General features: G+C 66.1%; 21 protein-coding genes. 13 read left to right on the top strand and 8 right to left on the bottom strand.

The genetic code is table 11. The features are described 5' to 3' along the window. The first annotated feature begins 1 nt into the window (after nucleotide 1). The 3 genes from ACSQ3P_RS03685 (at nucleotide 2) to ACSQ3P_RS03675 (ending at nucleotide 2774) form a co-directional block, all read left to right on the top strand. Nucleotides 2-484 (top strand): MaoC family dehydratase, encoded by a 483-nt coding sequence (locus tag ACSQ3P_RS03685; RefSeq protein WP_436164278.1) that lies wholly within the window; start codon nucleotides 2-4, stop codon nucleotides 482-484. After that, entirely contained in the window at nucleotides 481-1644 is a 1164-nt protein-coding gene (locus ACSQ3P_RS03680; protein WP_436164277.1) for a dihydrodipicolinate synthase family protein, read from the top strand. The genes ACSQ3P_RS03685 and ACSQ3P_RS03680 overlap by 4 nt, the downstream gene beginning before the upstream one ends. Before the next feature lie 68 nt (nucleotides 1645-1712). Further along, entirely contained in the window at nucleotides 1713-2774 is a 1062-nt protein-coding gene (locus ACSQ3P_RS03675) for a LacI family DNA-binding transcriptional regulator (RefSeq protein ID WP_436164276.1), read from the top strand. Here the strand turns inward: ACSQ3P_RS03675 and ACSQ3P_RS03670 are convergent. Beyond that, a complete protein-coding gene (locus ACSQ3P_RS03670; protein ID WP_436164275.1) occupies nucleotides 2771-4276 on the bottom strand; it encodes an FAD-dependent oxidoreductase in 1506 nt (501 codons plus the stop codon). The two genes, ACSQ3P_RS03675 and ACSQ3P_RS03670, sit on opposite strands and share 4 nt — an antisense overlap. Nucleotides 4277-4320: 44 nt before the next feature. Here ACSQ3P_RS03670 and ACSQ3P_RS03665 point away from each other — a divergent pair, with 44 nt between their 5' ends. The 4 genes from ACSQ3P_RS03665 to ACSQ3P_RS03650 all read left to right on the top strand — a co-directional run bounded on the left by ACSQ3P_RS03665 (nucleotide 4321) and on the right by ACSQ3P_RS03650 (nucleotide 7610). Further along, nucleotides 4321-4830: a MarR family winged helix-turn-helix transcriptional regulator gene (locus tag ACSQ3P_RS03665; RefSeq protein ID WP_436164274.1), complete on the top strand. Its 510-nt coding sequence runs from the start codon at nucleotides 4321-4323 to the stop codon at nucleotides 4828-4830. Between the two features lie 62 nt (nucleotides 4831-4892). Next, nucleotides 4893-5864, top strand: a complete 972-nt coding sequence (locus ACSQ3P_RS03660) for a Gfo/Idh/MocA family protein (RefSeq protein WP_436164273.1) — start codon at nucleotides 4893-4895, stop codon at nucleotides 5862-5864. A 200-nt stretch (nucleotides 5865-6064) separates the two neighbouring features. After that, nucleotides 6065-7102 carry an OmpA family protein gene (locus tag ACSQ3P_RS03655; protein ID WP_436164272.1) on the top strand — a complete coding sequence of 346 codons (1038 nt, stop codon included), beginning with the start codon at nucleotides 6065-6067 and terminating at the stop codon, nucleotides 7100-7102. A gap of 205 nt (nucleotides 7103-7307) precedes the next feature. Further along, nucleotides 7308-7610 (top strand): hypothetical protein, encoded by a 303-nt coding sequence (locus ACSQ3P_RS03650; RefSeq protein ID WP_436164271.1) that lies wholly within the window; start codon nucleotides 7308-7310, stop codon nucleotides 7608-7610. 134 nt (nucleotides 7611-7744) lie between these two features. Here the strand turns inward: ACSQ3P_RS03650 and ACSQ3P_RS03645 are convergent, their stop codons facing one another. Beyond that, nucleotides 7745-8386 (bottom strand): ceramidase domain-containing protein, encoded by a 642-nt coding sequence (locus ACSQ3P_RS03645; RefSeq protein ID WP_436164270.1) that lies wholly within the window; start codon nucleotides 8384-8386, stop codon nucleotides 7745-7747. A 222-nt stretch (nucleotides 8387-8608) separates the two neighbouring features. Here ACSQ3P_RS03645 and ACSQ3P_RS03640 point away from each other — a divergent pair, with 222 nt between their 5' ends. The 4 genes from ACSQ3P_RS03640 to ACSQ3P_RS03625 all read left to right on the top strand — a co-directional run bounded on the left by ACSQ3P_RS03640 (nucleotide 8609) and on the right by ACSQ3P_RS03625 (nucleotide 12462). After that, entirely contained in the window at nucleotides 8609-9907 is a 1299-nt protein-coding gene (locus ACSQ3P_RS03640; protein WP_436164269.1) for a diguanylate cyclase domain-containing protein, read from the top strand. A 16-nt stretch (nucleotides 9908-9923) separates the two neighbouring features. Then, entirely contained in the window at nucleotides 9924-10205 is a 282-nt protein-coding gene (locus ACSQ3P_RS03635) for a YARHG domain-containing protein (RefSeq protein ID WP_436164268.1), read from the top strand. A gap of 114 nt (nucleotides 10206-10319) precedes the next feature. Then, a complete protein-coding gene (locus tag ACSQ3P_RS03630; protein ID WP_436164267.1) occupies nucleotides 10320-11831 on the top strand; it encodes a helicase HerA domain-containing protein in 1512 nt (503 codons plus the stop codon). A 7-nt stretch (nucleotides 11832-11838) separates the two neighbouring features. Continuing rightward, the gene (locus ACSQ3P_RS03625) at nucleotides 11839-12462 is read left to right on the top strand and encodes an HAD-IA family hydrolase (RefSeq protein WP_436164266.1); all 624 of its coding nucleotides are present in this window, start codon (nucleotides 11839-11841) and stop codon (nucleotides 12460-12462) included. Nucleotides 12463-12568: 106 nt separating this feature from the next. On the opposite strand, the gene ACSQ3P_RS03620 is transcribed toward ACSQ3P_RS03625, so the two are convergent. Continuing rightward, nucleotides 12569-13135 (bottom strand): TIGR00645 family protein, encoded by a 567-nt coding sequence (locus ACSQ3P_RS03620; RefSeq protein ID WP_436164265.1) that lies wholly within the window; start codon nucleotides 13133-13135, stop codon nucleotides 12569-12571. A 254-nt stretch (nucleotides 13136-13389) separates the two neighbouring features. On the opposite strand from ACSQ3P_RS03620, the gene ACSQ3P_RS03615 reads away from it, so the two are divergent. After that, the gene (locus tag ACSQ3P_RS03615) at nucleotides 13390-13848 is read left to right on the top strand and encodes a BA14K family protein (protein ID WP_436164264.1); all 459 of its coding nucleotides are present in this window, start codon (nucleotides 13390-13392) and stop codon (nucleotides 13846-13848) included. Nucleotides 13849-14042: 194 nt separating this feature from the next. Beyond that, nucleotides 14043-14828 carry an exodeoxyribonuclease III gene (gene xth, locus ACSQ3P_RS03610; protein ID WP_436164263.1) on the top strand — a complete coding sequence of 262 codons (786 nt, stop codon included), beginning with the start codon at nucleotides 14043-14045 and terminating at the stop codon, nucleotides 14826-14828. 27 nt (nucleotides 14829-14855) lie between these two features. Here the strand turns inward: xth and ACSQ3P_RS03605 are convergent, their stop codons facing one another. The 5 genes from ACSQ3P_RS03605 to ACSQ3P_RS03585 form a co-directional block, all read right to left on the bottom strand. Beyond that, nucleotides 14856-15218 carry a hypothetical protein gene (locus ACSQ3P_RS03605; protein ID WP_436164262.1) on the bottom strand — a complete coding sequence of 121 codons (363 nt, stop codon included), beginning with the start codon at nucleotides 15216-15218 and terminating at the stop codon, nucleotides 14856-14858. 67 nt (nucleotides 15219-15285) lie between these two features. Beyond that, complete coding sequence (locus ACSQ3P_RS03600) at nucleotides 15286-16155, bottom strand: tetratricopeptide repeat protein (protein ID WP_436164261.1); 870 nt, start codon at nucleotides 16153-16155, stop codon at nucleotides 15286-15288. 70 nt (nucleotides 16156-16225) lie between these two features. Then, nucleotides 16226-17956 (bottom strand): dihydroxy-acid dehydratase, encoded by a 1731-nt coding sequence (ilvD, locus tag ACSQ3P_RS03595; protein WP_069691866.1) that lies wholly within the window; start codon nucleotides 17954-17956, stop codon nucleotides 16226-16228. A gap of 448 nt (nucleotides 17957-18404) precedes the next feature. Continuing rightward, complete coding sequence (locus ACSQ3P_RS03590) at nucleotides 18405-18986, bottom strand: YqaA family protein (RefSeq protein WP_436164260.1); 582 nt, start codon at nucleotides 18984-18986, stop codon at nucleotides 18405-18407. Nucleotides 18987-19147: 161 nt separating this feature from the next. After that, the gene (locus ACSQ3P_RS03585) at nucleotides 19148-20779 is read right to left on the bottom strand and encodes an alkaline phosphatase D family protein (RefSeq protein ID WP_436164259.1); all 1632 of its coding nucleotides are present in this window, start codon (nucleotides 20777-20779) and stop codon (nucleotides 19148-19150) included. Nucleotides 20780-20821: the final 42 nt, after the last annotated feature.

The following is a 20821-nucleotide window of genomic DNA, read 5'->3' as shown; positions in this document are numbered from 1 at the left end:
CATGAGCGGCAGAGAACTTCCCCCGGGCGAATACTGGTTCGAGGATCTTGAGGAGGGTGATCGCTACCAGACCGGCTTCCTGGTCGTGACCGAGGCCCATATCGTCTCCTTCGCCGGCCTCTCCGGCGATTTCTTCGACATCCACATGGATGACGACTTCGCCCGCTCGCAGGGCTTTCCGGCCAGGGTCGCCCATGGCCTGCTCGGCCTGGCGCTGACGGACGGGCTGAAGAACCGGGCCTCGGTGCGCATCATGGCCGTCGCCTCGCTCGGCTGGAACTGGCGCTTCAAGGGCCCGATCTTCGCGGGCGATCGCATCGGCGCGCAGATCCGCGTCGCCGGCAAACGCCTCTCCAGCAAGGGCCAAGGCATAGTCACGCTCGCTTTCGAAGTCGTGAAACGCGGCGGCGAGATCGCCCAGGAGGGCGAAACCACGCTTCTCACCCGCCTGCGCCCTCAAGCCCCGGAACGGACGCCCGCATGATCACGCTCGCTCTTCCCCGCGCAGACCGCTCGCTGGAACGCTTCGCCTTGCCCGAGCCTGTCCGCTGGGACACCGCCCGCCCTGGCGAAACGCTGGCGCGCGCGGTCCTCTCGGCCGCCCATGTCGTTGCCGATCCGCTCGCCGATATCGCGCCGATGCGCGAGATCGCGATCGATTTCGACGCCACACAGCGCTTCCGTGAGCATCTCTGGGATCTCGGCCTCGGCGTCGCCGAGGCGATGGATACCGCCCAGCGCGGCATGGGGCTGGATTGGCCTTCCGCGAAAATCCTGATCCGCAACACCCTCGCCAGCGCCCGCCATCGGCCCGGCGCGGTGGTGTTCTCAGGCGTTGGCACCGAACAGCTCGCCCCCGAGGACGCGACGATCGAGAGCGTCATCGCCGCCTATCTCGAGCAGTTGTCCTATGTCCAGGGGCTCGGTGGGCGCGTCATCCTGATGGCGAGCCGGGCTCTCGCCCGGGCGGCACGATCCCCCGCCGATTATGCCCGCGTCTATGCCCGCGTCCTCGCCGAGGCCGACCAGCCGGTGATTCTGCACTGGCTCGGCGAGATGTTCGATCCGGCGCTCGCCGGCTATTGGGGCGGCCGCAACGTCGATGCCGCGATGGATTCCTGCCTCGGCATGATCGCCGACAATGCCGGCAGGATCGCCGGCATCAAGATCTCGCTCCTCGACAAGGAGCTCGAGATCGCGATGCGCCGCCGCCTTCCCGAGGGCGTCGCGATGTATACCGGCGACGATTTCAACTACCCCGAACTGATCGCCGGCGACATCAAGGGCTTCAGCCACGCCTTGCTCGGCATCTTCGATCCGATCGCACCCATCGCGTCGGCCGCCCTCAAGGCCTTGACGCAAGACGGCGTCGCGCCCTTCCGGGACATCCTCGACCCAACCGTGGAACTCTCGCGCGAATTGTTCCAGGCGCCGACGCAGTACTACAAGACCGGCGTCGTCCTGCTCGCCTATCTCGGCGGCTATCAGGAGCATTTCACCATGCTCGGCGCCCAGCAGGGCGCCCGCTCGGTGCTGCATCTCGCCCGCGTCTTCCGTCACGCCGCGACGCTCGGCCTGTTCCCAGACCCCGACCGGGCGGCGCAGCGGATGCGGCATGTCCTCGCCCTCCACGGCATCGCCTGAGCCCGCAGCTTGACGGGCCGCCCCACCACGATCAGATCATCCATCCAGAGGCAGAAACAGACGAATCCGTGGCAGATTTCGAGCATCGCAAGGCGCAATCGCAAGTGAACCCGCGGCCCACTCTGGTGGATATCGCGAATGCGACCGGCGTCTCGAAGGCCACCGTCTCGCTCGTGCTGCGCAACAGCCCGACGATCCCCAAACGCACCCATGAGCGCGTGCTCGAGGCGGCGAAAAACCTCGGCTATGTCTATAACCGCGGCGCTGCGGGCCTGCGCTCGACGGAGTCCCGCTTGATCGCCATGGCGGTCAATGATCTGATCAACCCCTATTTCGCCGAAATCGTCGCGGCGATGGAAGACGCGCTGACGGAGCAGAACCGCATCGTCTTGATGTCGAACACCGCCGAATCCGTCGCGCGCCAGAGCGCCTTCGTCTCGGCCGTGCGCGAATATAATGTCGCTGGCCTGCTTGTCGTGCCCGCCATGGGCACGGACGCCGCCTTCGTCGACCAGCTCCGGTCCTGGCGGCTGCCTTGCGTGATGGTCTCGCGCTCGGTTCCGGGAGCGGAGGTCGATCTCGTCCAGGCCAATCACCGCGCCGGCATGATCGAGGCCACAAGGCACCTGATCGAGCTCGGCCATCGCAGGATCGGCATGATCGGCCTCAACCAGAACATCTCGACCGGCCGCGAGCGGTTCGAGGGCTATCGGCAAGCCCTGTTCGATGCCGGGATCGCGCTCGAACCGCGCCTCGTGCTCTCAGGCCCGGCGACGCGCGACACCGGCATGGCGCATGTTCTGACCGTGCTCGATCTGCCCGAGCCGCCCACGGCGGTCGTCTGCTTCAACGATGTCATCGCCTTTGGCGCCATGCTCGGCCTGCGCTCGCGCGAATTGACGCCGGGGCGGGATTTCTCCGTCATCGGCTTCGACGACATCGCCGAGGCGACCCTGTGGCGTCCCGCGCTCACCACCGTCGCCGTGGCGCGGCAGACCGTGGGCAGGACCGCCGCCCAGTTGCTGCTGCGCCGGATCGAGGCTTTTGATGCGCCCGTCGAAACCGTCCTGCTGCCCACCAAACTGGTCATCAGGGACACGACCGGTGCACCGCCCGCCAGGCTGCGCTAAAACCCGCCGCGCTCGAGACCCATACTCCGAAGATAGGTCTCCAGCCCGCTGATCTCGCTGGACGAGACGATCGCCCCGACATAGCCGTCGGGACGCACAAGCACCCAATCGCCAGGTGTCAAAGCATAAGCGTCGCGCAGGTGGTCGCCCTCATCGAGAATATCGCCGCGCGGACCGAGCGTATGGATGCCGAGCCCGGGACGCGGCGCCACTGCATCGCGCTCGACCTCATAGCCCAACAACGTCCAATCCGCGCCCTTGAACAGTTCGAACAGACGCGTCGCTTGTCCGGCAGCGCCGCGGATCGGTGCATCGGGCGCGCGGTCTCCGGCGAGCAGGCCGCCGCCGCGTTCCGGCTTTTCCAGCGCGAGCGACGACCCCGCATAACCAAGGTCGAGCTGGTGGACTTCGCGGCCACGCCGCATCTCGCCACGCTTGGCCGCATCGAGCAGTTTGGTGGCAAGGCCGAGCATACCCGCTGCGATCGGTCGACGTTCCTCCTCATAGCTGTCGAGCAAGGCGTCAGGAGCACCGGCCGCGACCGCCGCCAGTTTCCAGCCGAGATTATAAGCGTCCTGGACACTGGTATTGAGCCCCTGGCCGCCCGTCGGCGGATGAACATGAGCGGCGTCGCCGACCAGGAACACGCGACCGACACGGTAACGATCGGCCAGCCGCGCATTCATGGCGAAGGCCGATGCCCAGGACACCGATTGGATACGAATATCGTCGCGGCCGGTGCGCCCGGCCACCATTGCGGAGAGGCCCTCAGTGGAAAGGTCAACATCGCCTTCAAGCGGGATCGGCGCCTGCAGCTGGAACAGCTCGGTCCCGGTAAGCGGGCATAGCGACATCTGCCGCTCCATCGAACCTTCGCTGAAGCGGTGCCAGGCATCGCGTCCCAGGCCTGTCAGGACGACATCGGCGACAACGGCCCGAACGCCAAGCGTCTTGCCCGGGAAGCCGATATCGAGCGCGTGGCGCACGAAGCTACGGCCGCCATCCGTGCCAATGAGATAGCGCACGCGCATGACCTCCTCGCCGGCTCCGGAGACGAGCCGCGCCGTCACGCCAGCCTCGTCCTGCTCCAATCCGACCAGTTCGCAGCCGAACTCCGGCCGATGCCCGAGCTCGACGAGGCGCTCGCGCATCACGCCCTCGGTCAGGAATTGCGGCACCATGAGCGGGAGGTGGTAGGGCTCGGCAGGCGTCGGATCCTCATGCGCCATGACATCGGATTCTGTGTAGCTGCCGTCGTCGCGATATTCCCATTGCGGCGGATAGAGGCCTCCGGCCGCGACGACGCGGTCGAGAATGCCGAGATCCTCGAAGACCTCCTGTGTTCGCGGCTGGATGCCCTTGCCGCGCGAGCCACGGAAAGGCCCGTCCATCTTCTCGATCAAGCGGAAGGATAGACCGCGACGTGCAAGCTCTATCGCGAGTGTGAGGCCGGCCGCACCCGCGCCGCAAATCAACACGTCGGCCGTGAAATCCTCTGTCATCGCCGTCTCCTTATGTGTAATATGCACATAATTGGAGAGTCGGCATGTCGTCAAGAAAAAATGTGCAAAATACACATATATCTGAGCAGCTCAGGGTTCTGCACGGGGCGCTGATCGACATCGTCAGCATCATGAACCGCCCCCAGCGTGACGAGATGATGGTCCGGGAGGCCGGCATTTCGCTCGATCGCGCCCTGTTCCCGCTGCTCGTCGGCATCGAGCGGCGCGGGCCGATCGGAGTCGTCGATCTCGCCGACCGGGTCGGGCGCGACTACACCACCGTCAGCCGGCAGGTCGCCAAACTGGAAAGCCTCGGCCTCGTCGAGCGCCAGGCCGGAGCCGCTGACCGTCGCGTTCGGGAAGCGATCGTGACGCCCAAGGGCAAGGCCATGACCGACGCCGTGGACAAGGCACGCGAACGGATCGGCCGCGCCATTTTCGCCAGTTGGGATGAGCGTGATGTCGCGGAGCTGGTACGGCTCATGCGCAAATTCGCCGACGCTGTGAACGATGACGCCCCCGGCCATCCGGCGCCCCCACACACCGGACAGTGACCCGCCTCCGCGAATCCTGCTATCCCGCCTTCCCTCCCTCACAGCTTGAGACCTTGACCGCCATGCCGCAGGCCACACTCTCGATCGGGATCATCGGCGCCGGAATCATGGGCGAGCGCCTGCTACGCGCGATCCTCGAACAGGCGCCCGACAGCCTGGGGGTCAGCGGCATCTGGGACCCGGCGCCCGCCGCCATGGCGCGCATCGCCGCCGCCTTCCCCACCCTTCCACAATTGACCGACGCCGCCGCGGTCATCGCGGCCAGCGACTGCGTCTACATCGCCTCGCCGCCGGCCTCGCATCTCGACCATGCCCGCGCCGCGCTGGCTGCCGGCAAAAGCGTCTTCGCGGAGAAGCCGCTTGCGGTCGATGTCACTGATGCGCGCGCCTTCGTCGCCAGCGCCGGCGAGCGCGGCGCGGTCAACTTCCCCTTCGCCTCCTCGCTCGCGGTCGCGACCCTGCAGGACTGGGTCGCGCAGGGGGAGATCGGCACGGTCTCGCGCATCACGATCGAGGTCGCCTTCGCGACCTGGCCGCGCTCCTGGCAGGCCGACGCCGCAGCCTGGCTCGACAAGCCGGCCCAGGGTGGCTTCACCCGCGAGGTCGTGTCGCATTTCCTGTTCCTCAGCCGCCGGCTGCTCGGCCCGCTGCATGGGCTTTCAGCCAGCGTGAGCTTCCCGGAAGCCGGCAAGGCGGAACGCGCGATCGAGGCCCGGCTTTTCGCCGGCGAGGTGCCGGTCGTGCTCAAGGGCAGCGTCGGCACGACCACGAAGGATGATCACAACATCTGGATGCTGGAAGGCGACAAGGGCGCGGTCCGGCTCTGCGACTGGTCGATCGCCGAACGCCGCCTGCCCGATGGCAGCTGGCAGCGCGCGCCGGGCGCGATGTCGAACGAGCAGGCCCGCCCGCTCGCCCTGAAGCGCCAGCTCGAAGGCGTCGTGCGCCTCACCCAGGGCCAGCCGCATCATCTGGCGACGCTGGCCGAGGCGCTGAACGTCCAGGAGATCGTCGAGGGCATTTTGGCGAGCTAGTGGGCGCGGACGCGGGTTCCCCGCGCCTGCTGGACTTCGGGCTGCGCAACCTTCTCTCGCGGAGAAGGAAAGCGACCTGCCCCAACGCGAACCCGAGATTGAGTCACCCCGGAAAGGTCGATACGGTCCCGCTCCCAAAGATCCGAACGGGAGAAACGGCGATGGCCTGGGCTCGACTGGCTAGTGTAGCGATGGCCCTGATGGCCTTGTCTGGCGCGGCCCATGCGGATGCGACGATCCCGACCAAGGACATCGCCGGCGTGAAGGATAATCCCATGCTGAAGCGCTATGAGGGCTCCTTCATCGTCAGCGGCTCGAGCTCGGCCTTCACCGATTTCAAGGTTCCGCTCTCCAGGCTGGAGCAGACCGACAAGCGCGACGCGATGAACAATATCCTGTTCGTGCCCAAGCAGGAGCAGGAGGTCGAAGGCGCCTTCACCCGACTGGTCTATGTCACGCCCGCCAATCGCTCGCCATTGGAGGTGTTGCGCAACTACCAGGACGAGATCGAGGCGGCCGGCGGCTCGGTGCTGTTTGCCTGCAAGACCGAGGGCTGCGGCGGCGAGCACACCCGCTCGTCGAGCGGCGGCGGCGGCGAATCCAGCCTGATGATGTATTTCTTCCGCGAGGCGGACATCAAGGATGCGAGCTTCTCGAACGGCGCCTGCGCCGTCACCGGCACGATCAGCGACCAGCGCTTCTTTGCGGCCAAGCTGCCGCGCCCCGGCGGTGAGGCTTATGTCACGGTCCAGACCTATCAGCTCGGCGACAACAGCTACTGCACGGCGCTGACTGGCCGCACGGTCGCGGTGGTCCATATCGTCGAGCCGAGATCGCGCGAGAAGAAGATGACCGAGGTGAAGGCGCAGGAGATGGCGCGCTCCCTGGGCTCGACCGGCAAGATTGCGCTCTACGGCATCCTGTTCGACACTAACAAGACCGAGATCAAGCCGGAATCGGCCGCGACCCTGCAGGAGATCGCCACGCTGATGAAATCGGATGCGAGGCTCGCTGTCATCGTCGTCGGCCACACCGACAATCAGGGCGGCTACGACTACAATGTCGATCTCTCGCGTCGCCGCGCCGACGCCGTGATCAAGGCGCTCGCCGCCGACTACAAGCTCGACGCCAAGCGCTTCCGCGCGGCGGGCGTCGGCATGGTCGCTCCCGTCGCCAGCAACGACGCCGAGGAGGGCCGCAGCCAGAATCGCCGCGTCGAGCTGGTGAAACTGAACTGAGGTCCGGAGCGTTTTCAAGCGAAGTGGGCACCGGTTCGCGTGAAGAAAACACGTTGCTACAATGGGCTACAGCAATGTCCGATCGAATTGGATCAGACATTGCTGTAGTCTTGCGCCGCAAGGCTGCTCTTCGCGCAGAGCATGGAACGACGCCTGCACGCCACGCGTTCAATGAGCGGGGCGTGGTTTCGCAGAGGTTCATGCCATGATCATCGCCGGTCTCGTCGCAATCTCGCTGTCGTCTGGCATGGTGCTGCCGGTCGCCGACAGCCCGCCCCGCTTCAGCATCGAACAGGCCTGCCGCCATGCCGGCGAGCCCGTCACCGGCGTCGGCCGCCCCAACCAGGCCTGCCGCGACGACGAGAGCAAGGCAGCGGCCGATCTGCAGCAGCAATGGACGAAATACCCGCCGGTACAGCGCGCCACCTGCGTCGAGGGCGCGGGTCTGGGCGGCCCGCCGAGCTATGTCCAGGTGCTGACCTGCCTGGAGATGGCCGCGCATAAATGAGCTCGGCCGCCCCGTCACGGGGCTCCCCGTCACTACAGCATCAGACCGAATATCGTATTCGGTCTGATGCTGTAGTGTTTTGATCTTGCATCGGCTTGTTCCGAAAACCGGTTCCCACTTTTCGGGCCGATGCTCTAGCGCAGGATCGCCGCCCTCAGCAGCAGATAGAGCACGGCCGCATTGAGCAGATGCCAGAGCCAGTGCGTGCCCATGCTCCAGCCGTTGCAGAGCGCTCCGTCCAGCGTGCGAAGGGCCAGCGATAGGGCAAACACCAACCCCGCCAAACCGACCAGCCGCGCCGTATCCCGGCCGCCCGGCCGGCGCAGCAAGGCGCCGGCAACGCCGGCAAGCCCCAGCAGGAAGGCGGCATAGCCGGCCGAGCCGCGCGCCGGCTGCGGCAGCAACGAACCGATCCCGCTGGAGAGCAACAGCGCAAAGGTGAAGAAGGCGAACGTCCCCAGCACTGCAGCCTGCCAGGGCAAGCCGCAGAAGCGCATCAACGCCAGGCCGAAATAGGAGAAGGCGAAGAGCTGGATCGGCACGACATCGGCGGCCAGCGTCCAGCCCTGCGGCATGGTGTGGTAGAGGAAGGAACCGATGCCGATCACGAAGACCAGCAGGGTGAGCGCCAGAGCCGGTCGGTCCGGACCGCCGCTGCGCCGCCAGAGCTGAAAAGCCGCGACAGCCGCCAGCAGGAAGGCTCCGTTCGTCAGAGCATTCCAGGGCTCGGCCCAGAACGCGCCGCTCAGCCGCTCGCAATAGCCGTAGCTCAGCACCGTTCGATTCTCCTGAAGGTCCTCTTGCCTCCCGAACGCCCGTCTTGCCAGAACTCCACGACATTGGTGTTGCGCGCCCCGCGATGGGTTGGCAGCAAGCCTTCCCTCGGCCACCCTGCACGGGGCCGATCACGCCGGATTTGGCGAATATCATGAGGAAACCTTAAACCGAAGCCGACAAATCCACCGCATGTCCAAACGGAGTTTTAGATAGTCGGCGGCATGGTCGCGCCCATGCACGCCCCGGGACCGGTCATCGACGTCGCCGCAACAGCTGCGCCGACTCCGGCGCAGGCTGGCCTCTATGCCGAGCAGCGGACGAAGGGTTTCGGACGTCTGCGCTTCTCCCCCTCCTTGGAGCGCGAATACCGCCGGCATATGCGCCAGGATCAGCGCATCAGCGCGCTGATCTGCTCGGCGACCGCGCTCGCGATCTGGCTCGCCTTCATGGCGCTCGATCTCTGGCGGCTCGACCTGCCGCATGAGCTCGCCGAGCGGCATTACGATGTCTGGATCACAGTGACCCTGCGCCTGATCGTGCTGGCGATCCTGCTGCTGCTGGTCCAGCGCCTGGCGAGCCGGGGCCGCAATGAGGCCAGGCCTCCATCGCCCAGTTATCCCTGGCTATCGTTCCTGGCCTTGGTCCTGATCGGCACCTCCAGCGCCATCAGCGCCAATGTCATGAAGCTGCGCGACCTACCCCATGCCGACATGGCGCAGTTCGTCATCATCATCGCGGTCTTCCTGCCGGTTGGGATGACCTTCCGCCAAAGCCTCGGCGCTGCGACGTTGATCGCCGTCGCGACCGCCCTGCTCGGCGGCGTGATGCTCGATCCGAGCCATATGCGCGAGCATATCCGGCTCTCGACCCTGGTGTTCTTCGCCGTCTTCGTCGGCGCCGTCGGGGCCTATCTCCGCGAATACGCTCAGCGCGACCAGTTCCTGCTGCGCCGCCTGCTGCATCACTACGCCATGTTCGACGCGCTGACCGGCATCGGCAATCGCCGCTTCTTCGAGCAGCACGCCGCGACCGCGCTGCTGCAGGCGCAGCGCGAGGGCTCGGGCGTGGTGCTCGCCATCCTCGATGTCGATCATTTCAAGAAATTCAACGACCGCTACGGCCATCAGACCGGAGATCTTGCACTCAGCCTAGTCGCGCGCAGCCTCAAGACCGGCCTGCGCCGGCCGATGGACCTCGCCGCCCGGCTCGGCGGAGAGGAATTCGGCCTGCTGCTCTACGGAACCGGGCCGGAGCAGGCCCAGGTCCTGCTCGACAGCATCGTCGCCGCCATCGTCGAGCTTGCCATTCCTCATGACGCCTCGGCGACGGCGCCGCATCTCACCGTCAGCATCGGCGCGGCCTGCTTCGACGGGCGCGAGACGCTGGAGAGCCTCTACCGGCGAGCAGACGCGGTTTTATACGAGAGCAAGACCGGCGGCCGGAATCGGGCGGGATTGGACTGGCCGAGATCAGTGGTTGCCCTGGCCAGCCGCAGACCGCAAACTCGGCGCCGCAAATGAATCAAGGGAACGGGCAATGCCGCGCCAGACGCTGACGATGCTGGGCCTGCTGGGCTTTGGCCTCATGGCCGCCTCCACTGCTCCCGCTCGCGCCGAGACCTGCGACGACCTCTGGTATGCCCGCAACGAGATCTACAAGGCGCAGGGCTATTGCTTCCGCACCGCGCGCGGCATCAGCGCCTTCGGCAATGCCGGCTGCCAATACGATGCCGTCGAGGATGTGCCGCTCTCCAACAGCCAGCGCCGCACCGTCGCCGATATCGCCCGCGAGGAGCGGGCCCGGCGCTGCCCGCGCTGAGCGATCGATGCACGACCTTTGCTGTGGAAGGCGCGCTGCGGCGCAGCGAGCCCGGCGCTGCGCTGTGCTAAAGGCACCGGTCCGACAGGCACATCAAGGCGACGCAACCACGGCATGACGACGGCCATCGACATGGGGACCGCCCGGAGCGGCGAGCCGGCCTTGCTCGATCTCGCCGAATTGCTGGCGACGCGTCTGCTTGTCCAAGGCAATTCCGGTTCGGGCAAATCGCATCTGCTGCGCCGCCTGCTCGAACAGAGCGCCCCGCTCGTGCAGCAGGCGGTGATCGATCCCGAGGGCGATTTCGTCTCGCTCGCCGACCAGTTCGGCCATGTCGTGGTCGATGCGCAATGCGGCGAGGCCGAGCTCCAGCGCGTCGCGCTCAGGGTCCGGCAGCATCGCGTCTCGGTGGTGCTGAACCTGGAGAACCTCGAGGCCGACGAGCAGTTGCGCGCGGTCGCTGCCTTCCTCGGCGGCCTGTTCGATGTCGATCGCAGCCTCTGGTTCCCGATGCTGATCGTCGTCGACGAGGCGCAGCTCTTCGCACCGGTGATGGCGGGCGAGGCCTCCGACGAGGCACGCCGGCTCTCGCTCGGCGCCATGACCAACCTGATGTGCCGGGGCCGCAAGCGCGGGCTGGCCGGCGTCATCGCCACCCAGCGCCTGGCAAAACTCGCCAAGAACGTCGCGGCGGAAGCCTCGAACTTCCTGATGGGCCGCACCTTCCTCGACATCGACATGGCCCGCGCCGCCGACCTCCTCGGCATGGACCGCAAGCAGGCCGAAATGTTCCGCGATCTCGAACGCGGCCAGTTCGTCGCGCTCGGTCCCGCATTGTCGAAGCGCCCGCTGCCGCTGCGGATCGGGCCGGCGACCTCGCTCGATCGCGGCGGCGCGCCCGGCCTGATGCCATTGCCGGAACAGGCGCCCGAAGAGGCGGGAAAGCTGATCTTCACCGCCGGCGCCGACGAGCTTCCGGTCACCAACTGGCCGCCGCGCCCGGCGCCGCGGCCGCGCCCCGCCGCCAATGACGTGCTGCGCCAGATCGAGACCTATCGGCCCTCGCCCGCACCTGAGCCCGAACCGGACATTCCGATGGAGCCGGAAGAGCGCGAGGCGATCATGGTCGAGATCCTGCGTGAATTGATGGCCGACCCCGAGACGCGCACGCGCCAGATCGCGGTGCTTTATCAGGATTTCACCGTGCGCTGCCGCATGCGCCGGCTCGGCCGCCAGAGCCTGAGCCTCGACGATTTCCGCCGCAGGCTCGCCGTGGCGCGCGCCGGCGCGAGCGAGGAGGTCACCGCCTCCGGGGCCTGGCAGGCCGCGATCGAGGCCTCCGCCGCGCTGCCCGACGATCTCCAGAGCCTGTTCCTGTTCATCGCCCGGGCCGGCATCGAGCGCACGCCCTGCCCCACCGACGCCGAGCTTGCCGCCGTCTATGGCAGCCATTCGCCGAGCCGAGCGCGCCGCCTGATCGGCTATATCGAGGAGCGCGGGCTTCTCGTCTGCCATGTCGATTTTCGCGGCCAGCGTACGCTCGCTTTGCCGACGCTCGGGCTGGAAACCGCACCGGGCCTCGCCCAACCACGCGCCGCGGGTCTGCCGCGCGGAGCGCGGAGCTAGAGGCCTGGTGCGCCGGGCACTGCTCGTCGATGTCGACGGCGTCCTCGTCCGAGGCAGGCCTTGCGATGGCCGCCCTTGGACGAGTGAGCTAAGGCAGGATTTGGGCCTCGACCCGGATTTGCTGCATCAGCACTTCTTCGCCAGGCACTGGCCAGACATCGTCATCGGCCGTACCGCTCTGGAAGAGAAGCTCGCTCCCGTGCTGGCCCAGATCGCGCCGCATCTGACGTATCAGGACTTCACGGCTTACTGGTTCGCCAACGACGCTCGGCTTGATCTCGAACTGCTCGCCGCGCTCGACCTGCTGCGCTCATCGGGCATCATCATCGCTCTCGCGACGAACCAGGAGCATATGCGCGCCCGGCACCTGCTCGGCTCGCTCGGGCTGTCCCGGCACGTCGATGACATCTTCTATTCGGCAGCGATCGGGGCCCGGAAACCCGAGCCTGCCTTCTTCCGGGCCGTACAGGACAAGCTCAGTCTCACGGGGCAGGCCCTGCTGCTGCTCGACGACAGCCTCGAGAATGTCAAGGCTGCGCGCCGCCTCGGCTGGCAGGCAATCCACTGGACGCATGACAGCCGGCTGGACCGGGAGATGGCCCGGCTGATCGGAGCCGACAGCCTGCGCTAGAGCAATTTCCGATCTGATTGGATCGTTCAATTGCTCTAGATCATTGTTTTAACGCGTTTTCTTCACGGGAACCGGTACCCACTTCGCTCGAAAACACTCTAGGCTCTCAATGCGCCTTGCCGACCGGGGGCATCGTCATCCTGTCGACCCAGGCGATGCCGATGGCCGACAGGATGAAGACGGTGTGGATCGCGGTCTGCAGGATGACGCCGGTCGCGGTGTAGTTCGTCGCGGTCGTGCTGCCGATATTGCCGGCCTCGATGAAGGTCCGCAGCAGGTGGATCGACGAGATGCCGATGATCGCCATGGCGAGCTTGATCTTGAGCACGCTGGCGTTGACGTGGCTCAGCCATTCCGGCTGGTCGGGATGGTCTTGCAGGCCCAGGCGCGAGACGAAGGTCTCGTAACCGCCGACGATGACCATGATCAGCAGGTTCGAGATCATCACCACGTCGATCAGGCCCAGCACCACCAGCATGATCTGCTGCTCGCCGAACTCGGTCGCATGGGTGACGAGGTGCCAGAGTTCCTTCAGGAACAGGAAGACGTAGACGCACTGTGCCACGATCAACCCGAGATAGAGCGGCAATTGCAGCCAGCGCGAACTGAAGATGATCGTTGGCAAGAGCTTCACGGCCACGGGGACGCGCGGGGGTTCGCCAGAATGCGACATGAAGGAGTTTCCAGGCTTTCTCGAACGGATGTTGCAATGCAAAAGGATGCAGCCGCTAGATGGTGCAAGAGCATCGGCCCTGCAAGCGGCCTTCGCCGGGGCGCGGCAAAAGTTCCCGCAAGCAGTCCGATCGATGAAAATTCGGGCTTCTTTACGATCAGTGCTTCCATGACGACACGGCAACGACTAAGTTTAGCGACAATCGGGGGAACAAATGACGTTCCTCTCGCGTTGGAGAGGAAAGGAGTTTTGTCATGATCAAGACCTTGACCATCGCGGCCGCGCTCGTTGGAGGCGCCCTCATCGCCGCCCCGGCCTCCGCCGCCCCGCTCAGCGCAACGGCAGGCTCGGCCCTGGCGCTAGCCGATAGCGGCAAGGGTCTCGTCGAGACCGTGCAGTATCGCCGCTATGGCGGTTATCGTGGCGGACGCTATGGCTACCGCGGTGGTTATTACCGTGGTGGACGCGGCGCGGCCGTCGGCGCCGGCATCGCGGCAGGCGCCATCGGCGCACTGGCCGCAGGCGCGCTGCTCGCGCCCGGCCCGGTCTATGCCGAGCCGGCTCCGATCTATGGCGGCCCGGTCTATGCAGCACCGGTCTATGGCGCTGCGGGGCCTGATGCGATCGCCTATTGCTCGCGCCGTTTCCGCAGCTACGACCCAGAGACCGGCACCTATATCGGCACGGGCGGCGTCGTCCGCTCCTGCCCCTGATAGCGCCTGCCCCTGACATCGCCTGACGGGTGAATACGACAACCTCCGCGCAGCCATGCGCGGAGGTTTTTCATGTCCGGAGCCAGGCAGGCCATTCACGCCGTCAGACTGAACAGACTTGCCCGTTGAACAGACTTGCCAGCGCGGCGCGCCTGCCGCTTATCCTCACGCTCTTCTGAGTCGGAGTTCGGTTCGTGCGCATCGCCACCTGGAACGTCAATTCGGTCCGCCAGCGGCTGGGCCATCTGCTCGACTTCCTGAAGGAGGCGCAGCCTGACGCGCTGTGCCTGCAGGAGATCAAATGTCTCGATGCAGATTTCCCGCGCGCCGAGATCGAGGAGGCCGGCTGGCAGGTCGAGACCCATGGCCAGAAGACCTTCAACGGCGTCGCCATCATCAGCCGCAGCAAGCTCGAGGATATCCGACGCGGCCTGCCGGGCGACGCGAGCGACGAGCAGGCGCGCTATCTCGAAGGCGTCCTGCCCATGGGCAGTGGCGTGGTGCGCCTGGCCACCATCTACCTGCCCAACGGCAATCCGCCCAACACCGAGAAATACCCCTACAAGCTCGACTGGATGAAGCGCCTCACCAACCATGCCCGGATGCTGCTGGAGCAGGAGGAGCCGCTGGTCTTCGCCGGCGACTACAACGTCATCCCCGAACCGCGCGACGCCCGCGAGCCCGCCGCCTGGGTCAGTGACGCGCTCTTCCTGCCGCCGACGCGCACCGCCTTTCGCAGCCTGGTCAATCTCGGCCTGACCGAGGCACTGCGCGCGACCACGGATGCGCCGGGCCTCTACACCTTCTGGGACTATCAGGCCGGCGCCTGGCAGCGGAACAACGGCATCCGCATCGACCACCTCCTGCTCTCGCCGCAGGCGGCCGACCGGCTCGCGGCTGTGTCGATCGCCAAGCATGTCCGCGGCTGGGAGAAGCCGTCGGACCATGTGCCGGTGATGCTGGAGTTGCGCGCCGCGTGAGCGTCAGTGCGAGCACAGCGATAGGGTTCACTCCGCCGAGCCCCGCTTCACGCCGCCCTTGATGAACACCTGAAACGGCGTCGTGCCGGTCGCTGCGCCATCAAGCGACCGCCAGCTGCCGTTGGTGCAGAGCACGCCGCCTTGCGTCTCCACCGCCTCGAAGGTGATCGCATTGCGATAGACCGTGCCATTGGGCTCGATCGCCCGGAAATTCGTGGTGCATTTGCCGTCCGCGACGACCGGGTCGTAGTCGTGGATCATGATGCCGCCGCCACCCGTGCTCGGGAACGGGTCTTTGAGCGGAGCCCAGCGCTCGAAATCATCCCGCGCAGCAGCGCCGGCGGCCGTGAACATGATCGCGATGAGGCTGAAGGGCACGGCATGATGCATGGCGCAGGCTCCCTGTGGGTCTGCTCCAATTACGCCGGGATCGTGATGTCGGATGCAGTCGCTGGGCTCAGCGCTGTGACGTGCCGCGACTTGCGAATTGCTGGCGCTCGACCATGGCGAGCGCCGCACTGCGATCCGCAGGCGAGGCGGCAGCGAAAGCAGTCTCGCAGCGCTCGATGATCCAGGCCTCGCGCGCGGCATCGGCGCTGTCGCGCGCCAGCGAGAGCCACATCAACCCCACCACCGGCGCGCGCGGCACGCCGTCGGCGCCACGGATCAGCATGTCGCCGAAGACGGCGCGGGCCGGGGCATGGCCCTTCTCGGCGGCGAGCTTCATCCAGCGTGCGGCCTGGCGTGCATCGCGATTGGTGCCCTGCCCGTTCATGTAGAGCCGGGCGAGGTTGTACTGGCCTTCCGGGTCGCCGAAATAGGAGGCGGCATAGTGGAACATGTCGAAGGCGCGATCGGCATTGGGCTTCACATAGCTGCCCTTGATGCCGTCGACGAAGTAGCCGCCGAGCGCCACAAAAGCGCCGCTGACGATGCGACCGTCGGCCGTGCCGGGAATAGCATCGGCATTCTCGTCCGCGATCTTCGAGAAATACTCGAACGCCTTGAGATCATTGGCCGGCACGCCATCGCCGCCGGCATACATCCGGCCGAGCTTGAACTGCGCCGTGAGATGGCCCTGGGAGGCGGCGTATTCGAGCGCGCGCACGGCGCCGACCTGGTCGCCGGCGGTCGAGTCACGCATCCAGGCCCGGATCGCGTCACGGGCGTTGCTGAAGGGGGCGATCGGCAGGGCCGTATGTGCTGCCGGGCCGCTCGGCGCGGGCGCGATCGGCCGCACGCTGGGAGCAGGCGGTGCGGGCGGAGCAAGATCGGGCTCGGGCAGCATCACGCCCGGAATCGGACGCGGCGGAATCGGCCCGCGCATAGGCGCGAGATCCTGCGCCCAGGCGGCCTGTTGGCCACCCAGGATCAGGAACAATGCTGCAAATGTCGCGTCAAATATCCGCATAGCAATGGGTCTCGGCCGCCCCTCCCGGGTGGGTGACGGCCCCACCCTTCGCAGAGCCGACCGTCTGGGCGTATTTCCACAGCGCGCCCGATGCGTAGTCGGTCTTGCGCGGTGTCCAAGCCTTACGACGCGACTCAAGTTCGGCATCAGAAAGGCGGCAAGCGAGCTTTCCTGTGACTGCGTCGAGCTCGATGATGTCGCCATCGCGGATGAGCGCGATCGGGCCGCCGACAGCTGCCTCCGGACCGACATGGCCGACGCAGAAACCACGCGTCGCGCCGGAGAAACGGCCATCCGTGATCAGCGCGACCTTGTCGCCCATGCCCTGGCCATAGAGCGCCGCCGTGGTCGCCAGCATCTCGCGCATGCCGGGGCCGCCCTTGGGCCCTTCGTAGCGGATGACCAGCACGTCGCCGACCTTGTAGTCGCGGTTGGTGACGGCGGCGAAAGCGTCTTCCTCGCGGTCGAAGCAGCGCGCCGGGCCGGTGAAGGTCAATTGCTCGGTCGTCATGCCGGCGATCTTCACGATCGCACCCTCGGGAGCGAGGTTGCCCTGGAGGCCGACCACGCCACCATTGGGCGAAAGCGGCTTGTTCGCAGCGCGCACGACGTCCTGCTCGTCGTTCCATTTCACCGAGGCGAGGTTCTCGGCGATGGTGCGGCCGGTCACGGTCATGCAGTCGCCATGCAGATAGCCATGGTCGAGCAGGGTCTTCATCAGGAGCGGGATGCCGCCGACCTCGAACATATCTTTCGCGACGTATTTTCCGCCGGGCTTCAGATCGGCAATATAGGGCGTCTTCTTGAAGATCTCGGCCACGGCGAAGAGATCGAAATCGATGCCGCATTCATGCGCGATCGCCGGCAGGTGGAGCGCGCCATTGGTCGAGCCGCCCGAAGCCGCGACGACGGTCGCGGCGTTCTCCAGCGCCTTGCGGGTGACGATGTCGCGCGGGCGGATGTTGCGGGCGATCAGCTCCATCACCATCTCGCCGGCGGTGTAGCAGAAGCTGTCGCGCATGTCGTAGGGCGCCGGCGCGCCGCAGGAATAGGGCAGCGCCAGGCCGATCGCTTCGGCGACGGTCGCCATGGTGTTGGCGGTGAACTGTGCGCCGCAGGAGCCCGAGGACGGACAGGCGACCTCCTCCAGCTCCTTCAGATCCTCGTCCGACATCGCACCAACCGAATGCTTGCCGACGGCCTCGAACACGTCCTGCACCGTGACCGGCTTGCCCTTGAAGACGCCGGGCATGATCGAGCCGCCATAGATGAAGATCGAGGGCACGTTCAGGCGCACCATCGCCATCATCATGCCCGGCAGCGACTTGTCGCAACCGGCCAGGCCGACGAGCGCGTCATAGCAATGGCCGCGCATGGTCAGCTCGACCGAGTCGGCGATGCATTCGCGCGAGGCGAGCGAGGACTTCATGCCCTGGTGGCCCATGGCGATGCCGTCGGTGACGCTGATGGTGCAGAACTCGCGCGGCGTGCCATTGGCCGAGGCGACGCCCTTCTTGACGGCCTGAGCCTGGCGCATCAGCGAGATGTTGCAGGGCGCAGCTTCGTTCCAGCAGGAGGCGACACCGACGAAGGGCTGGGCGATCTGGCGGGCCGTCATGCCCATGGCGTAGTAATAGGAGCGATGCGGCGCACGAGCCGGGCCGACGCTGACGTGGCGGCTGGGGAGTTTCGATTTATCGAACACACGCACGTCCATGGTCTTTTTTCCTCGTTCCACCCTGCGCTTTAGGCGCGTGGCAGATGTGCCACGCAGCCCGAGCGGGGTGCAACGTTGTCCTGCCTGCGTACCGTAAGGGCGAAAGCCTCTCTCGGCCGTGCAGATCGCACTTTAATTCTTCTATATCTCAGTGACTTATCGGAGACCTCTGCTGAGCGCGCTTTGTGGCGGCTTCGCGGCAATTGGGCCAGTCCGGGGCCGTCGTCACGCGATGCGGGAGCAGTGTTGCAGCGGCGCCACAAATTCACGGCCAACTCTCGAAGGCGGGAACCTTTTGCGCTGTCGCGATTCATGCCTCGATCACGTCGCCTTCGGACGGAAACGTCCGAAGGCGACGTGATCGATCCTAAAAGTTCAGAGCATTGCTCATGCGAAAAACCGGTGCCCACTTTTTCGCATCCTGCTCTGGCGGGCCGGTCCCGCCGCCTCAGAGCACCAGCGGCAGGACGAAGAAACCGCCGACCACGATGACGAGCAGCGACAGCGCCACCAGCGGCAGGTGCTTCTCGATGAAGATACGGATGTCGTCGCCATAGAAGCGCAGCGCCAGCGCGATCATCATGAAGAAGGTGACGCGCGAGACCACCATGCCGATGGTGAACTTCCAGATGTCGAAATGCAGGAAGCCCGACATGATCGTGACGATCTTGAACGGGATCGGAGTCAGCCCCTTGGTGACCAGCACCCAGAACCAGTAGTCCTGCGAGGTCGAGATCAACTGGGCGGCCTTGTCCTGCAGGCCGTAGATGCCGATCAGCCAGGAACCGACGGAATCGTAGAGCAGCGCGCCGATGGCGTAGCCGAGATAGCCGCCCAGCACCGCGCCGAGCGAACAGACGCCGGCATAGAACCAGGCGCGATCGGGCCTGGCGATGCACATTGGCAGCAAGAGCGGGATCGGCGGCAGCGGGCTGACGGAACTTTCGACGAAAGTCAGCGCGAAGAGGAGCCAGGGAGCGGCGGGGTGGGACGCATAGGAAACGCACCAGTCATAGGCTCGTTTGAGCATGGCGTAAGAGCAACCGGTCCTGGGTTAATGACGGCATCGAGCGCATGGCGGGCTTGCGCCCGGCGCGCATCTAAGCCTGTCCGCGGAAGATTGCCAGAGTTGTCTTGCGGTAACGTCAATTTGAAGACGGCTTCATGACCGCGCGGCGGCAGCTGTCGCTCTCACGCCGGCTTCAGCCCGGGCTTTCCCGCCTCGACCACGAAACTCGCCGCCGTCGTGACGGGCGCGCCAGCAGTCGTCACCCTGTCGAGCACACGGTAGTCGGCCTGCCAGCGCTCATTCGTGACGGAATGGCGCATATAGCCGCGCTGGTTGTTGAAATAGCGCAGATGCGGGTTCTTCCTGAGCCTGGTCTCGCCGCTCCTGTTCATCACCGCACCGTCACCGCCCGAGCTGATCGAAGTCGCGACGAATTCGACACCGACCGCTTTCGAAGCCGGATCGTCGAAATTCGCCTTGAGCTCACCGGCCCAGTTCTGGTGAATGTCGCCGGTCAGCACCACGGCATTGGCGATGCGGGCCTCGCTCAGGCTGTCGAACACACGCTGGCGGGCCGCTACTGCGCCATCCCATTTGTCCATATGGACGCTTGAAGCGCCAGGATCGGCCTCGCGATCGAGACGCATCATCATGACCTGCTGCGCCAGCACGTTCCAGCGAGCGCGGGAGGCTCGCAGGCCTTCACCCAGCCAGGCCTCCTGCGCAGCCCCCAGCATCGTGTTCTCGGGCCTCCGTGCATCCGCGCAATGGCTCTGCCAGCCATCGCCACAGGGCTGGTCGGAGCGGAACTGGCGGGTGTCGAGCACCTCGATCTGGGCGAGGTCGCCATAGCGAAAACGGCGATAAGCCTGGATGTTGGGCCCATTGGGAATGGCCGAGCGGCGCAGCGGCATGTGCTCATACCAGGCCTGGAAGGCGGCGGCACGGCGCAAGGCGAAGATCTCGGGCGGAACACCCTGCTCCTCGGAGACGAGGCCGGCCCAATTATTGTCGACCTCATGGTCGTCGAAGGAGACGAGCCAAGGCGCCGAGGCATGTGCCGCCTGGAGGTCGGCGTCGAGCTTGTAGAGCGCATAGCGGCGGCGGTAGTCGCCGAGCGCGTAGATCTCATCGGGCTCGCCGGGCATCATGCGCGCTACGGGCAACTGGCGGTCGCCCGGGCGGATGGTCCGATATTCGTAGATGTAGTCGCCGTAGTGGAAGATGAAATCGAAGCGCTCCGCCGCGGCATGGCGGAAGGCGGTGAAGAAGCCGTCCTCATAGCGCTGGCAGCCGAGCACGCCGAAATCCATGCGCGCCACGGCAGAGCCCGCAGGAGGAAAGGTCCGGCCGCGTCCGACCGCGCTTCGCACCCCACCACAGCTGAAGCGGTAGAAATAAGCTCTGTCCGGCACAAGCCCCACGACCTCGACATGGACGGCATGGCCGAGTTCCGGCCGCGCCAGGCCTGTGCCGTGCTGAATGACCTGTGCGAAGGCCTCGTCGGCGGCAACCTCCCAGGCTACCTCGACGGCGCTCATCGGCATGCCGCCATGCTCGGCCAATGGCTCGGGCGCGAGCCGGGTCCAGATCACGAAGCCGTCCGCAGCGGGATCACCCGACGCGATGCCGAGCGAAAACGGATCGGCCTTGAAGACAGGATTGGTCCAGAGGCGCTGCGCAAGCACAGGCTCGCTCGCCAGCAACAGGCCGGACGCCGCCAACCCCTTCAGCAGCAGCCGGCGCGAGGGCGTGCCGGCGGCCGTGACGAAGTCGTCTGGGTCGAGCCGACCGAAAGAATCGAGACGAAACATGGCTGCCCCCGGAGAATCGCGCCGGAGACTACCCGCCCCTTC

Origin of the sequence: Allobosea sp. LjRoot9, assembly GCF_964252745.1 — a bacterium.
Taxonomy (GTDB): Bacteria; Pseudomonadota; Alphaproteobacteria; order Rhizobiales; family Beijerinckiaceae; genus Allobosea.
Note: the sequence above shows the minus strand (reverse complement) of the source record. Positions and strands in the feature narration are given on the sequence as shown.